6 protein-coding genes are annotated in these 14,872 nt (G+C 74.5%); 5 read left to right on the forward strand and 1 reads right to left on the reverse strand.

The features are described 5' to 3' along the window. Positions 1–95 precede the first annotated feature (95 nt). Positions 96–1,226, forward strand: a complete 1,131-nt coding sequence (locus ACN9MM_RS05420) for an ROK family protein (protein ID WP_426362560.1) — start codon at positions 96–98, stop codon at positions 1,224–1,226. 1 nt (position 1,227) lies between these two features. Then, positions 1,228–2,799, forward strand: a complete 1,572-nt coding sequence (locus ACN9MM_RS05425) for a beta-N-acetylhexosaminidase (RefSeq protein WP_426362561.1) — start codon at positions 1,228–1,230, stop codon at positions 2,797–2,799. Here the strand turns inward: ACN9MM_RS05425 and ACN9MM_RS05430 are convergent. Then, on the reverse strand, positions 2,751–3,767 hold the full coding sequence (locus ACN9MM_RS05430) for an MFS transporter (protein WP_426368681.1): 1,017 nt from the start codon (positions 3,765–3,767) through the stop codon (positions 2,751–2,753). The two genes, ACN9MM_RS05425 and ACN9MM_RS05430, sit on opposite strands and share 49 nt — an antisense overlap. Before the next feature lie 361 nt (positions 3,768–4,128). Here ACN9MM_RS05430 and ACN9MM_RS05435 point away from each other — a divergent pair, with 361 nt between their 5' ends. From ACN9MM_RS05435 to ACN9MM_RS05445, 3 genes are all read left to right on the forward strand, one after another. Further along, positions 4,129–4,728 (forward strand): RNA polymerase sigma factor, encoded by a 600-nt coding sequence (locus tag ACN9MM_RS05435; RefSeq protein WP_383667195.1) that lies wholly within the window; start codon positions 4,129–4,131, stop codon positions 4,726–4,728. After that, positions 4,725–5,084 carry a hypothetical protein gene (locus tag ACN9MM_RS05440; RefSeq protein ID WP_382871071.1) on the forward strand — a complete coding sequence of 120 codons (360 nt, stop codon included), beginning with the start codon at positions 4,725–4,727 and terminating at the stop codon, positions 5,082–5,084. Before ACN9MM_RS05435 ends, ACN9MM_RS05440 begins: the two co-directional genes overlap by 4 nt. Before the next feature lie 305 nt (positions 5,085–5,389). After that, on the forward strand, positions 5,390–14,839 hold the full coding sequence (locus ACN9MM_RS05445; RefSeq protein WP_426362562.1) for an SDR family NAD(P)-dependent oxidoreductase: 9,450 nt from the start codon (positions 5,390–5,392) through the stop codon (positions 14,837–14,839). Positions 14,840–14,872 lie beyond the last annotated feature (33 nt).

The following is a 14,872-nucleotide window of genomic DNA, read 5'->3' on the forward strand; positions in this document are numbered from 1 at the left end:
TACTAATGAAGGATGTTTTTATTTGTGGAGTGGGATCCTGTCAACACCTGCGGAGGAGTGAGTAGTTGAAGATCCGGGGAAGCGACGGCTCGCGCTTGAGAAGGATCAACCTGGCCGCCACCCTGCGCGCGCTGCGGGGAGAGGCACCCATCGGACTCACCGGACTCGCCGCTCGCGCGGGGCTCTCACGCCCCACCGTCGAGGGGCTCGTCGAGGATCTGCTCGGCCTGGGGTGGCTGAGCGAGATGCCCCGGGAGAGCGGGCAGATGGGCCGGCCGCGCCGGCTCTTCCGGTTCCGCGCCGAGGCCGGGCACGTCCTCGGCATCGACGTGGGCTCCTCCAGCGTCCGCGCCACGGTGTGCGACCTGGACGGCGAGACGGCCGGCCGGTTCGCCGTCCGCGCCGACGCGTCGTCCGGGCGCGCCGAGCGACTGGCCGCCATGCGGTCCGCCGCCGCGGGGGCGCTCGGCGCCGCCGGGGTGTCCGCCGACGCGGTGATGGCCGTGTGCGTGGGCACGACCGGAGTGGTGACCGCGGCGGGAACGGTGAAGCTCTCCGTCAGCCTGCCCGAGTGGACCGGCCTCGACCTCGCGGCCGAGGTGGGCCGGGACTTCGACGCCCCGGTCCTCGTGGAGAACGACTGCAACCTGGCCGCCCTCGCCGAGCGCTGGGCCGGGGTGGCCCAGCAGGTCGACGACGTGGTCTTCGTACTGTCCGGCATGCGCACCGGCTGCGGCATGCTCATCCGGGGCGAGCTGCACCGGGGCCGCCGGGGCGCGGCCGGGGAGATCGGCGCACTTCCGCTGGTCGGCTGGCACCGGGCCCCCTCGCACCTGGCCTCCTTTCCCGGGCTTCCGCCGGGGACGCCGCCCGAGGAGACGGGCGGTCTGGTCTTCGCGGCGGCCAGGTCCGGCGATCCGGCGGCCCGTTGGGCGGTGGAGCAGTTCGCCCACGACCTCGCGGAGGGCATCGCCGCGCTGGTGCTCACCGTCGACCCCGACCTGGTCGTGCTCGGCGGCGGGGTGTCCCGCTCGGCGGACGTGCTGATGGAACCCCTGCGACGCCACCTGGACCCGCTGTGCCTGGAGCCTCCCGCGCTCGCGATCTCCGGCCTCGGCGACCAGGCGGTGGTCCTCGGAGCCGTGCGGCACGCCCTCGACCACGTCGACGCGCGCCTCTACGACGTCGACGCCCCGCTGCCCGCGCCGCGACCGCCGGGCGCCTGAGATGGACCTGATACCCCGGCCGACGTCGGTCCTGCGCCGCACCGGCGGCTTCCGGCTCACGCCCACGACCTCGCTGACGGCGGGCCCCGGCGCCGAGGGGGCGGCGGCCCTGCTGCGCGACCTGCTCCGCCCGGCGACCGGGCTGCCGCTCGCCCCCGCCGGAGTCGCGCGCGGCAACGCGATCGCCCTTCGCGTCGACGAGCGCGCGGCGGACCTGGGCGCCGAGGGCTACCGCCTGGACGTCTCCCCCGAACGGGCGCTCCTGACGGCGGCCGCGCCCACCGGGCTCCTGCGCGGCGTCCAGACCCTGCGTCAGCTGCTGCCGCCGGAGGCGTGGGGCGACCGCCCGGTCCGGGGCGTCCGCTGGGAGCTGCCCTGTGTGTCCGTGCGGGACGTGCCGCGCCTCCGCTGGCGGGGCGGGCACCTGGACGTGGCGCGCTGGTGGATGCCGCCCTCCTTCCTCTTCCGTTACGTGGACCTGCTCGCCGCCCACAAGATGAACGTGCTGCATCTCCATCTCACCGACGACCAGGGCTGGCGGATGGAGATCGAGCGTCGTCCCCGGCTGACCGAGGTGGGCGCGTGGCGGTCCCACAGCATGGCCGGGGCCCTCGCCGAGGAGCGGTACGACGACGTTCCGCACGGTGGTTTCTACACCCGGCGCGAGCTGGGCGATCTCGTGGCGTACGCGGCGCGGCGGGGTGTCACCGTCGTCCCCGAGATCGACCTGCCGGGGCACACGCAGGCGGCGATCGCGGCCTACCCGGAGCTGGGCGGCGAGCTCCCGGGGCCGGACGAGCCCGTGGAGGTGTCCCCCCGCTGGGGCGTGCACGACCGGATCCTCGACCCCGGCGAGGCGTCCCTGGACTTCTGCCGCGACGTGCTGGAGGAGGTGCTCGACGTCTTCCCCTCCCCGTTCGTCCACATCGGCGGCGACGAGGTGCCGACCACCCGTTGGCGGGCCTCCCCCTCCGTCCGGCGCAGGGCCCGTGAGCTGGGCCTCTCCGTCGACGGTCTGCACGGCTGGTTCACCGGGGAGCTGGACGCCTGGCTGCACGCGCGGGGTCGCCGGACGGTCGGCTGGGACGACGTGCTCGTCGCCGGCCGGGCGAGGCCGCTGTCCGAGGGCGCGGCGGTCATGTCGTGGCTGGGTGCCGAGGGGGCGCTGGCCGCCGCGGCCGCCGGACACGAGGTGATCATGACGCCGTACGACTGGACCTATCTGGACTACGGCCAGGCCGAGGGTCCGGGGGAACCGCTCTCGATGGGGCACGTCACCACCCTGGAGAAGGTGTACGCCTTCGATCCCGTCCCCGCCCCGCTGACGGACGCCCAGGTCCTCGGCACCCAGGGCCAGTTGTGGACGGAGTACCTGCCGACGCCGGAGCGGGTCGAGTACGCGGCCTTCCCCCGGCTGTGCGCCCTCGCCGAGGTGGCCTGGTCGCCTCCCGCCGGCCGGGACCTCGGCGAGTTCCTGGGCCGGCTGCGGACGCACCTGACCCGGCTCGACCGGATGGGCGTCCGCTACCGGCCGCCCGACCCGCTGTCCTCCTCGGCCCCGCCCACGGACTGAGCCGCCGCCCGGGCGTCCTCCGTGCCGCGGTCGCGCAGGGCCGGGACGAGGGCGGTGAGCATCACGGCGGCCGGGCTGTGCGTCAGGGCGGTGAGCAGCGTTCCCCCGGCCGCGGCGGCGAGGCCGGGAAGCAGGAGGGCGGCCGGCCCGTGCCGGTCGCCGTGCCGGCCCGCGACCCAGCGGGCCGCGGTCGAGGTCGCGGACTGGGCGAAGAGGGCCGTGGCGACGACGCCCGCGGAGGCCGACGGGACGGCCAGCGGGAGGAAGGTCACGAGGATTCCGGCGGCGAGGGCGGTGGCCGCGAAGACCAGCGAGGGCCGCAGCAGCGCGGCCGTCCGGAATCCGGCCGTCACCCCGATCTCCCGCCCCGGGGCGGCTTCGCGGTCCGGCAGGCCCGGGACCGAGACGACGGCCGCCAGCGCGGCCACGGCTCCGGTGGCGAACACCGGCCCGTACCCCACGTGCGCCGCGAGCCACACCCCCAGGGGCAGCGCCACGAGGGACGGGACCCCGGAGACGATGCCGACGAGGGCAAGACCCTCGCCCCGCCGCTCGGCCGGTATGAGCGAGGCCGTCAGGGCGCCGCCCGCGACGACCGTGAACGCGAAGCCGAGACCGCGCAGGGCGCAGACCGTCGCGATCCTGACCCCGCTCCCGGAGGCGGAGAGCGCGAAGGCCGGCGCGCCGAGGAGCACGAGTCCCGCGACGAGCACGAGGCGGTAGCCGAAGCGGGCGACGAGCCGGGGCGTGGCCAGTTCGCCACCGACCGTGGCCAGCATGAGCGCGCCGGTGGCGAGCCCGGCGGCGTCGCCGTGGCCCCCGGCGGACGCCTCGGCGTAGAGGGGGACGACCGACAGGAGCAGGTAGAAGCTCGTCGAGGCGCCGATGATCGAGACGAAACGCAGCAGCAGGGGCCGCGTCACCAGGGGCGGCCGTGAACGGGCGCCCTCCACCGAGGACTTGAGCATCTTGGTCACCCGACGACGCTAGGGCGCGCGGTGCGTCGCCGGTAGGACCGATTCCCGCCCCTGGCGCGGTCCGCACCCCGCCGTCCGGGCGGCTGCCGGGGGTCACCCGTCCGGCCCTCCGGGACGGTTCGGAAAAAACTTCCGCGAGAGCTGAATCCTCTGGGGACCTCCCCGTCTCTTATGTGTGTACCGGCCGAACGGGGCCGGCGTAACCGGGAGGAAACAGCAAAATGGTGACTGCCATCATCGTGATCGGCGTGGTGCTCGTGGGTGCGTGCAGCTGGCACCTGATGCGGCGCTTCAACAAGAGCCGAAGCTGACCAGCGCCTGCGCGCGGGGCGCCTTCCGGTATGAGTAGCACATGAACCAACGCTTCCCCTGGCCTGACGAGCGGCTGATCAAGGCCGCTCAGGACGGCGACGTCACGTCGCTCACCACCGTCGTCATGGAATCGCAGCCGCATGTGCGCAAGTTCGCCATATCGCTGTGCGCCTCGCCGCAGGACGCGGAGGACGCGGCACAGGAGGCGCTGATCATCCTCTACCGGAAGATCGGCACCTTGCGGGCCACCGGTGCGCTCGCCTCGTGGATGTTCCGGATCGTGCGCAACGAGTGCCTCCGGTCGCTGCGGCTGCTCGTCGCGCGACGTGACGAAGTATCCGCGGAACCGGAGGCATGCGCGGAGCCGTCGGCCGAGGAGGCCGTGCTGTACAGGCTGGAGGTGGAGCGGATCGCGGCCGCGGTCAGCGCCCTTCCGCGTGACCAGCGGCAGGTCCTGATCATGCGGGACGTCCAGGGCCTGCCCGGCAAGGCCGTCGCCGACGCGCTCGGTCTGAGCACCGCCGCGATGAAGTCGCGGCTGCACCGGGCGCGTGCGGCACTGCGTGACGCGCTGGAAGCGACCGACCAGCCATCAGATCAAGCCATCGACCGACCAGTCGAAGGAGACTCACGACCATGAACACCGTGAACATCGTGAAGCCCCCCGAGGGCGTGAAGGCCCCGGTCACCGCACCGACCGTGACCCCGATCTCCGCGCCGTCCGCGGCGCCGAACTTCGCGAGCAAGTCCGTCCCGCGCCACCTGGCGCGCGGCGTCATCGGCTTCGGGCTGATCATCGGCTCGATCGCCATGGTGCCGGTCGCCGGCCCGGCCACTCTGCTCGCGGCGCCGCTGGCGCTCATCGCCTTCCGGGGCTGCCCCACCTGCTGGATGGTCGGCCTGGCGCAGACCATCTCCCGGGGCCGTCTGGAGCGCCAGTGCGTGGACGGCGTCTGCACCCTCACCAAGGCGCAGCCGGGGGCGAAGAACGACTGACCCCCCAGGCTCTCCGGCCTCCTGCCCCGGCCCCCACCCTCCCGCAGTCCGTCCCGGAGGGTGGTGTCACCGGGCCGGGAGGCTCTGCCCATGCGCCGAAACGAATATGAGACGACCATCTCAAGAAGCTCACACAAGTACGTTCGGGATGGTCCGTCATATTCGTTTTGCATACCAACCCCCCGTCCTGGCCATTGGTTTACGGAGAGCCGCCTCGGTGCTAGGGTCCAAAACGAGTTGAGTCCGGCAGGTCCGCTGAGTCGGCAACGCCGTTGATCGTGCTTCACGGGGGGAGCAACAACACCATGATCCGCCATGCCCAGAACCGGAAAGATTCGGTCGGGGACGCACCGTCGCGCCTGACGCCCGACCAGTTCGACGAGCGCACCGTCGCTGTCGTCGGACTTTCCTGCCGTTTTCCCGGCGGAGCCGACCCCGCAGAATTCTGGAATCTCCTGAAAAGCGGCCGCGACGCCATAGCGGAACCGCCCGCCGATCGCGCCCACCTCGGTGTCCGGGACGACGGTTCCCCGCGTCACGGCGGTTTTCTGCCCCGTGTCGACACGTTCGACGCCGAGTTCTTCGGCATATCCCCGCGTGAAGCCGCCGCGATGGACCCGCAGCAGCGACTCGTGCTCGAGCTCGCCTGGGAGGCCCTCGAGGACGCCGGCATCGTCCCGGCCACCCTCGCCGGCAGCGCCACGGGCGTCTTCGTCGGCGCGATCGCCGACGACTACACGGCGGTCACCCACGCGGCCGGCCCCGAGGCCACCTCCGCCCACACCGTGACCGGCCTGCACCGGGGCATCATCGCCAACCGGGTCTCCTACGCCCTCGGGCTCCAGGGCCCCAGCATGGTGATCGACAGCGCACAGTCGTCTTCGCTGGTGGCGGTGCATCTGGCGTGCGAGAGCCTGCGCCGCGGCGAGTCCGTGACCGCGCTGGCCGGCGGCGTCAACCTCAACCTCGCGCCGGAGAGCACCGAGGCCCTGGCGGCCTTCGGCAGCCTCTCGCCCGACGGCCGATGTTACTCGTTGGACGCCCGGGCGAACGGGTATGTGCGAGGTGAGGGCGGCGGCGTCGTGGCGCTGAAACTCCTCAGTCGGGCCATCGCCGACGGGGACCGCATCCACTGTCTCCTGCACGGTGGAGCCGTCGGCAGCGACGGCGCGAGCGACACCCTCCCCACCCCTGACGGAAAAGCTCAGGAACGCGTCATACGTGACGCCTGGGTTAACTCCGGTTTAACGCCGGAACACGCGCAGTACATCGAAATACACGGGTCTGGAACCCGTGTCGGCGATCCCATCGAAGCCTCTGCTCTGGGCGCCGTATTCTCCTCCTCCCGCTCTCCGGAAAATCCGCTCCGTCTCGGTTCCGTCAAGACGAACATCGGCCACCTCGAAGGCGCCGCGGGCATTGCCGGACTGGTGAAGACGATTCTCTGTCTCAAAGAGCGGGAACTTGTTCCAACCCTCAACTATCGCACCCCCAATCCGCAGATCCCGTTCGAGGAACTGCGACTCGCCGCCGTCACCGAAACCGGGCCGTGGCCGAATCCCGACGTTCCGCTCTACGCGGGTGTGACATCGGTCGGAATGGGCGGTACGAACTGCCATCTGGTCCTCGGCGAATGGCCGCGCACGACCGCCCCGACCGTCGAGAACGAGCCGGAACAGGCACAGGGTCCGCACGCGTCCGCACTCATCCCCTGGGTCCTTTCCGGACGCGGTGACAAGGCACTGCGCGCCCAGGCGGCCCGACTCCGCGAGCACCTCACGGCCCACCCGGACCTCGACGCCGCCGAGGTCGCCAGGGCCCTGGTCCACGACCGCACCGCCTTCGGCCACCGGGCCGTCCTGACCGGCGCCGACCGGGCCGGACTGCTGACCGCCCTGGACGCGGTCGCCGACGCCGGGGTCACCCAGGCCGCGGTGACCGGCACCACCCCAGCCGCCGCCCGCGAGGCCGTGTTCGTCTTCCCCGGCCAGGGCTCGCAGTGGGCCGGCATGGCCGCCGAACTCCTCGACAGCTCGCCCGTGTTCGCCCGCGTCGTCGAGGACTGCGAGCGCGCGCTCCGCCCGTACCGCGACTGGTCCCTGACCGACGTGCTGCGCGGCCGCCCCGGCGCCCCCGCCCTGGACCGCGACGACGTCGTGCAGCCCGCCCTGTGGGCCGTGATGGTCGGACTCGCCGCGCTGTGGCGGGCGGCCGGGGTCGAGCCCGCCGCGGTCGTCGGCCACTCGCAGGGCGAGATCGCCGCCGCCACCGTCAGCGGCGCCCTCACCCTGGACGACGCGGCCCGATTGATCGCCGTACGGAGCACCGCCCTCGGCGCGCTCGCCGGGCGCGGCGGCGGCATGATGACCGTGTCGCTGCCCGCCGACCGGGTCCGCGGGGACCTGGCCGGATTCCCGCGCCTGAGCGTGGCCGCCGTCAACTCGCCCGGCATGACCGTGGTGGCCGGCGACGGGGACGACCTGGACGCCCTGGCCGCGCACTACGGCGAGGACGTCCGCACCCGCCGCATCCCGGTCGCCTACGCCTCGCACAGCCCGCACGTCGACGCCGTGCGCGACACGCTGCCCGCCGAGCTCGCCGGGATCGCGCCGCGCGCCGGAACCGTGCCGCTGCACTCCACCGTGACCGGCACGGCGCTGGACGGCTCCGAGCTGGACGTCGACTACTGGTTCCGCAACCTCCGCGAACCCGTCGGCTTCGAACCCGCCGTACGGGCCCTGCTCCACGCGGGGCACGAGCTCTTCATCGAGATGAGCCCGCACCCGGTCCTGGCGCTCGCCGTCCAGCAGACCGCGGAGGACGCCGACCTGCCCGTGGCCGCGCTCGGCACCCTGCGCCGCGGCGAGGGCGGGCCGCAGCGCCTGCTGCTCGCGTTCGGCGAGGCGTTCTGTCACGGCGCCGAGGTGGACTGGGACACCCTCCTGCCGGCCCCGCCCGCCGGGACCGCGCGCGCCGAGCTGCCGACGTACGCCTTCCAGCGGCGGCGTCACTGGATCTCCGGGCAGCCCCACGCCGCCCGGGCCCTGGCGCCCACCGCCGCGGTGCTCCCCGAGACCGCCGCGGACACCCCCGAGCCCGAGCAGGGCCTCTCCCTGACCGGACCGGCCGCCCTGGAGCTCGTACGGGCACACACCGCCGCCGTGCTGGGCCACGACTCCGCCGCCGAGGTCGAGCCCCGGCGGACGTTCAAGGAGCTGGGCATCGACTCGGCGATGGTCGTCGAGCTCCGCAACCGGCTCGTCACCGCCACCGGGCGCAGGCTCCCCACCACCGTCGTGTACGACCACCCGAGCCCCGCCCGGCTGGCCGCCCTGCTCGCCGACGCGCGGGACGAGGCCGGGACGGCGCCGGAGGCCCGTACCGGCGAGGACGACCCCGTCGTGATCGTCGGCATCGGCTGCCGCTTCCCCGGCGGGGTGGACTCGCCCGAGGCGCTGTGGCGGGTCGTCGCCGAGCAGCGCGACGTGATCTCGGGCTTCCCGGCCGACCGCGGCTGGGACCTCGACGGCCTCTACCACCCCGACCCGGCCCACGTGGGCACCACGTACGTCCGCGACGGCGGATTCCTGGAAGGCGCCGCGGAGTTCGACGCCGAGCTGTTCGGGATCTCGCCGCGCGAGGCGCTCGCGATGGACCCGCAGCAGCGCGCCTACCTCGAAGTCTGCTGGGAGGCGCTGGAGCGCGCCGGGATCGCCCCGGACTCCCTGCGCGGGACCCAGACCGGCGTGTTCGCCGGTGTCATGGCCCAGGAGTACGGTCCGCGCCTCGGCGAGGCGGGGGCGGGCGCCGCCGGGTTCGGCCTGACGGGAACGACGTCGAGCGTGGCCTCGGGACGCGTCGCCTACACGCTGGGCCTCCAGGGCCCGGCCCTGACCGTCGACACCGCGTGCTCGTCATCGCTCGTCGCCCTGCACCTCGCGGTGCGCGCCGTCCGGTCGGGCGAGTGCTCGCTGGCGCTCGCCGGCGGTGTGACGGTCATGTCGACGCCCGGCATCTTCGTCGAGTTCTCGCGGCAGCGCGGGCTCGCGACCGACGGCCGCTGCAAGTCGTTCTCCGCCGACGCGGACGGCACGGCCTGGGCCGAGGGCGTCGGTGTCCTCGTCGTCGAGCGCCTCTCCGACGCCCGCCGCCTCGGACACACCGTCCTCGCGGTGGTGGCCGGTTCCGCCGTGAACCAGGACGGCGCCTCCAACGGACTCACCGCGCCCAGCGGACCCGCCCAGGAGCGCGTGATCCGCGCCGCCGTCCAGGACGCCGGCGTGACGTTCGCCGGAGTCGACGCCGTCGAGGCGCACGGCACCGGCACGGTGCTGGGTGACCCGATCGAGGCGCAGGCCCTCCTCGCGACGTACGGCACCGAGCGCGACGGGCAGCCCCTCATGCTGGGCTCCCTCAAGTCCAACCTGGGGCACTCCCAAGCGGCCGCCGGTGTCGGTGGCGTCATCAAGATGGTGATGGCGCTCCGCCACGCCGAACTCCCCGCCTCCCTCAATGTCAGCAAGCCCAGCGAGCTCGTCGACTGGGAGACCGGCGGCGTCGAGGTCCTCACCGAGGCCCGGCCGTGGCCCGCCACCGAGGGCAGGGTCCGCCGCGCCGGCGTCTCCTCCTTCGGCATCAGCGGCACCAACGCCCACATCATCCTCGCCGAGGCCCCCGCCGAGCCCCTCGCGCCCGGCAGTGAGGCGGGAGACGGGGACTCCGACCCGCTGTGGGTGCTGTCCGGACGCACCGAACCGGCGCTGCGCGCCCAGGCCACCGCCCTCGTCGAAACGCTCGACGCACTCGACGGGGTGTCCGCGCGCGACCTCGGCCGTGCCCTCGCCACCACCCGTACGGCCCTCGACCACCGCGCGGCCGTCACCGCCGAGGACCGGACGGAGGCCCTCGCGGCGCTGACCGCGCTCGGCCGCGGCGAGCCGCACTCCGCCCTGGCCGTCGGCACGGCGCGCACCGACGACGGTCTCGCCTACCTCTTCACCGGGCAGGGCAGTCAGCGCGTCGGCATGGGACGTGAGCTGTACGAGGCCGAGCCGGTCTTCGCCGCCGCCCTCGACGCGGTGTGCGCCGAACTCGACGCCTGCCGCGCCTCCGTGCCCGGCGTGCCGCCGGTCCGCGAGGTGATGTTCCACGACGCCGAGGCGCTCGACCGGACCGAGAACACCCAGTGCGCCCTCTTCGCCCTCCAGGTCGCGCTGTACCGGCTCCTGGAGCACCGGGGCCTGGCCCCCGACGCCGTGCTCGGCCACTCCATCGGCGAGTTCGCCGCCGCGCACGTCGCCGGGATCCTGACGCTGCCCGACGCCTGTGCCCTGGTCGCCGCGCGCGGCCGGCTCATGCAGGCCCTGCCGTCCGGCGGCGCCATGATGGCCGTCCAGGCATCGCAGGACGAGGTCGGCGCCCTGATCGCCGGCCGCGAGCACGAGGTGAGCATCGCCGCGGTCAACGGCCCCCTGGCCGTCGTCGTCTCCGGCGACGTCGAGGCCGTCGAGGACGTCGCCGCCACGTTCGCCGCCACCGGCCGCAAGACGCGCCGGCTGGTCGTCAGCCACGCCTTCCACTCGCACCGCATGGACGGCATGCTCGACGCGTTCGCCGCCGTCACCGCGCAGGTGCGGTACGCGGAGCCGCGCGTGCCCATGGTGTCCACCGTCACCGGCCTGCCCGTCGAGGTCACCGCCGACTACTGGGTGCGGCAGGTGCGCCGCGAGGTGCGGATGTCCGACGGCCTCGCCGCGCTCCACCGCCTCGGGATGCGGACCTTCCTCGAACTCGGCCCGGACGGCGTGCTGTCGGCCCTGGGCCAGGACTGTCTGGACGACGACGCGCTCGCCTTCGTCCCGGTGCTGCGCCGGGGCCGGCCGGAGCGCCGCACCCTGGCCTCCGCGCTCGGCACCCTGCACGTCCGCGGCCGCGGCCCGGACTGGCGGGCCGTGTTCGGCCCGGGCCGGACGCCCGCGCTGCCCACGTACCCCTTCCAGCGTGAGCGTTACTGGCTCACCGCGCGCGGCACCGAGGGGGCGGCCGGCCACCCGCTGCTCGGCCCGGCCGTCGAGCTCGCCGAATCCGGGCAGGCCGTCCTGACCGCCCGGCTCGGCCGCCGTACGCACCCCTGGCTCGCCGACCACGCCGTCCTCGGCTCGGTCCTGCTGCCCGGCACCGCGTTCCTCGAACTCGCCGCCCGTGCGGGCGCCGAGACCGGCACTCCGCGGGTCGCCGAGCTCACGCTCGTCGCGCCCCTGGTGATCCCCGATGAGGGCCGTACCGAGGTGCAGGTCGTCGTGGCCGCACCCGGCGACGACGGCCGGCGCGCACTGACCGTGCACGCCCGCACCGAGACGCCGGACGGCGCCGTCGGACCGTGGACCCTGCACGCCACCGGCGCGCTCGCCCCGCACGACGGCTCCCCCTCGCCCGCCGCGGCCCGGCCCGCCGACGAGGGCGAACCGCTGCCCGTCGACGGTTGCTACGCCGAACTGGCCTCCTCCGGCTACGCCTACGGCCCGGTCTTCCAGGGCCTGCGCGCCGCCCGGCGGCACGGCTCCGACCTGTTCGCCGAGGTCGCCCTGCCGGCCTCCGTCACCGACGCCGCCTCGTACGGCGTCCACCCGGCGCTGCTCGACGCGGCCCTGCACCCGATCGTCATCACCGCCCTGGAGGACGGCGGACGCCGTCTGCTGCCCTTCTCGTGGCGCGGTGTGACCGTCCACCAGCCCGGCGCCCGTTCCGTGCGCGCCCTGATCACCGGCACGGGACCGGACGCCGTGTCGCTGACCCTGCTCGACGAGTCCCACGCGGTGGTCGCCGAGGTCGAGGAGCTCGTCCTGCGCCCGGTGAGCGACGCCGTGGCCGTGCCGCGCTCGCTCCACCGCCTGGGCTGGAAGCCTGCCGCGGCGGACGGGGAGGAGTCACCGCGCTCCGTCGCCCTCGGCTCGGCCGACCTGGGCGTCGGTCCCCGATACGCCGGTCTCGCGGAGCTGGGACAGGCCGTCGACGCGGGAATGCTCGCCCCGGCGGTGGTCCTCGCGCCGCTCACCGCGTTCACGGACGGCCCGACGCCCGTCGCCGGGTCCCCGGTGCACCGCGCGCTCGGACTGCTCCAGGAGTGGCTGGCCGACGACCGCTTCGCCGACTCCCGCCTGGTGCTCGTCACCCGCGCCGCCGTCGCCACGGCGGCGGACGCCGACGCGGACCCGGACGGCGCGGCCGTGTGGGGTCTGGTGCGCTCGGCGGAGACCGAGAACCCCGGACGGTTCGGACTCCTCGACGTGGAGAACGCCGACGACTGCCGCACCGCGCTGCCGCTGCTCGGCGCGGAGCCGCAGCTCGCCGTGCGGGACGGCGAGCCGCTCGTGCCCCGGCTCGGCCCGGCCGCGGCCGGCGGCACGCTGGTGCCGCCCGCCGGTACGTCCGCCTGGCGCATGGTGGTGCGTGAGCGCGGGACTCTGGACCACCTGGCGCTCGAACCCTTCCCGGAGGCCCTGGCGCCGCTGGGCGACGGTGAGGTCCGGGTCGCGGTGCGCGCCGCGGGCGTCAACTTCCGCGACGTCCTGGGCACGTTGGGCCTCTACCCCGGTGATCCCGGCCCGCTCGGCCTCGAAGGGTCCGGTGTGGTCACCGAGGTCGGTCCCGGTGTCACCGGTCTCGCCGTCGGCGACCGGGTCATGGGGCTCTTCTCCGGGGCGTTCGGTCCGGTCGCCGTCACCGACCACCGGCTGGTCGCGGTCATGCCCGACGCCTGGACGTACGCCGAGGCGGCGTCCGCGCCCATCGTGTTCCTGACGGCCTACCACGCCCTGGTCGACCTCGCCGGTCTCTCGGCGGGCGAGCGCGTCCTGATCCACGCGGCGGCCGGCGGTGTCGGCATGGCCGCCGTCCAGCTGGCCCGGCACCTGGGCGCGGAGGTCTACGGCACGGCGGGTCCCGGCAAGTGGGACGCGCTGCGGGCCCTGGGCCTCGACGACGCGCACCTGGCGTCGTCCCGCACCCTGGACTTCGAGACCGCGTTCGGCGCGGCCGCCGGGGACCGCGGCATGGACGTCGTACTGAACTCGCTCGCCGGCGAGTTCGTGGACGCGTCCCTGCGGCTGCTGCCGCACGGCGGCCGCTTCGTCGAGATGGGCAAGACGGACCTGCGCGACCCGGCCCGGGTCGCGGCCGGCCACCCGGGCGTGGACTACCGCTTCTTCGACCTGCTGCAGGAGCCGGCCGAGCGGATCTCCGAGATGCTCACGGCCGTCCTGCGACTCCTCTCGGCGGGGTCCCTGACCCCGCTGCCGGTCAGCACCTGGGACGTCCGCCGCGCACCGGACGCCTTCCGGTACGTCAGCCAGGCACGCCACATCGGCAAGGTCGTCCTCACCCTGCCCGCGGCCCTCGACCCGGACGGCACGGTCCTGATCACCGGCGCCACCGGCGCACTCGGCGGGCTCGTCGCCCGGCACCTGGTCACCGAGCACGGCGCCCGCCGTCTGCTCCTGGTCAGCCGCCGCGGTCCCGACGCCCCGGGTTCGGAGGAACTCGCCGCCGAGCTCACCGGGTGGGGCGCCGAGGTCACCCTCGCGGCCTGCGACACCGCCGACCGCGACGCGGTCGCGCGGCTGCTCGGCGGCGTACGGCTCACCGCCGTCGTCCACGCGGCAGGCGTGCTCGACGACGGCGTGGTCACCGCGCTCACCCCCGAGCGCCTCGACACCGTGCTCGCCGCAAAGGCCACCGCGGCCCGGCACCTGCACGAACTGACCGCGGACCAGGACCTCTCGGCCTTCGTCCTCTTCTCCTCCGTGATGGGCGTCATCGGCGGCGCCGGCCAGGGCAACTACGCCGCGGCCAACGCCTACCTGGACGCCCTGGCCCAGCACCGCTCGGCGCGGGGCCTCCCCGCGGTCTCCCTGGCCTGGGGCATGTGGGCGGACACCGCGGGGCGGCCGGGCGCCGCCGGAATGGCGGGCAGCCTGTCCGAAGCCGACCGGGTGCGCATCGCCCGGACCGGCCTGGCGCCCATCGACCGGGCCGAGGGCCTGGCCCTGTTCGACGCGGCCCTGCGCCTGGAGTCCGCCGCGCTCGTTCCCGCACCGCTCGACCGGACCGCGCTCGGCGCGCTGGGCGCCCAGCTGCCCACCGTCCTGCGGGACCTGGCCCCGGCCGCCCCGCGACCGGCCCAGGCCTCGCCGGCCGCGGCCGCGCCCCGCGCGACGGAGACCCTGCGCGACCGGCTCGCCGTGCTGAGCGCGGCCGAGCGGGAGGAACTGCTCCTCGACCTCGTACGGGTGCAGACCGCCGCCGTACTCGGCCGGTCCTCCGCGGCCGGCATTCCCGCCGACCGGCCCTTCAAGGACATGGGCTGCGACTCGCTCACCCTCGTGGAACTGCGCAACCGACTGCAGACCGCCGCCGGTCTGCGACTGCCCGCCACCTTCCTCTTCAACTACCCGACACCACTGGCGGTCGTGGCCCAGCTGCACACCGAACTGGCCCCGGCCGAAACGGAATCCGCGACCGGCTCCGACGGTTCGGCGTCCGCGCCCGGCCTGCTCGAACTCGACCGGCTGGAAGCGGCGCTCGGCGAACTGCCGGACGACACCCAGGACGACGTCCGGGCCGAGATCGTCCAGCGGCTCCAGGCACTGGCCGCCCGGGTCCCGGCCCAGCGGTCCCCGGCCGACGACGACCTGTCCGCACGCGTCCAGTCGGCGTCGGTCGACGAACTCCTCGCGTTCATCGACACCGAACTCTGATCCCACGTCCGCGCCGCCGGACCCACACCCTTC

Source organism: Streptomyces sp. E-08 (assembly GCF_049913095.1).
Classification (GTDB): Bacteria; Actinomycetota; Actinomycetes; order Streptomycetales; family Streptomycetaceae; genus Streptomyces.